Genomic DNA, 771 nt, shown 5'->3' with positions numbered 1-771 from the left:
CGGAGCCACGCGATGCGGCGGCACCGCTTGCCGTAGTTTGTGATCGTGATCAGACCACGGCCCGTGGAGCGGGAACCGGCACGCCCCCACCGGAGGTGGCCCGGCTACGCGGTGGCGGCCTGGGGGTTCGCCTTCGCCGTACCGAGCTTCTACTGGGCGCTCGGCGGTACGGCGGGCGCGACCACGACGATCTCCCCCTCGCTGGTCCGGCTGATCGAGGAGGGGGTCACCTGGTTCGTGGCCACCCTGTGGGCCACCGGGGCGCTCAAGGTCATCGGTGGTCTGCTGGGGCTCGCCCTCGCGCGCGGTCCATGGGGCCGGGCCGCGGACCGGCTCCTCCAGCTCGCCGCCTGGGGCGCGGCCGTGCTGCTGTTCTGGCACGGAGCCGCCTTCGTGCTCCAGGGCGTCCTCGCCGGGTCCGGGGCCCTCGACCTCTCTGCGGACTTCCTCCCGGTGCTGCCCTGGTACACCTACCTGTGGGGCCCGTGGTTCATGGCAGGCGGGCTCCTGTTCGCCCTGGCGGCCCGCACGCACCTGGCCCGGATGCCGGACCGCCGCAGCGGGGTGGTCGCCGCAGCCGTCGGCGGGACCGGCGCCCTGCTCCTCTCCGCGGCGATGCTCGCCGCGGGCATCGGATGACGACGCGCCCCGCCGCCGCAGCGACGATCGGCCCCGAGCTCCTGGCCGACGGCTCTGGCGAGACCCCGCAGCGGTGAGGCGTCGGCCTCCTCGCACGGGACGGCCACCGGCCCACCGAACCGACTCTCCGCA

The 771-nt window shown here is 75.1% G+C and carries 1 protein-coding gene; it reads left to right on the top strand.

Going from position 1 to position 771, the window contains the following annotated elements; translation table 11 throughout:
• Positions 1–45 precede the first annotated feature (45 nt).
• Entirely contained in the window at positions 46–639 is a 594-nt protein-coding gene (locus ABD823_RS34440; protein WP_344867155.1) for a DUF3995 domain-containing protein, read from the top strand.
• Positions 640–771 lie beyond the last annotated feature (132 nt).

Origin of the sequence: Planomonospora alba, from assembly GCF_039534085.1 — a bacterium.
In the GTDB taxonomy this organism is placed as follows: domain Bacteria; phylum Actinomycetota; class Actinomycetes; order Streptosporangiales; family Streptosporangiaceae; genus Planomonospora_B; species Planomonospora_B alba.
The sequence above is the reverse complement of the archived record's forward strand: the minus strand, read 5'-3'. Positions and strand labels throughout refer to the sequence as shown.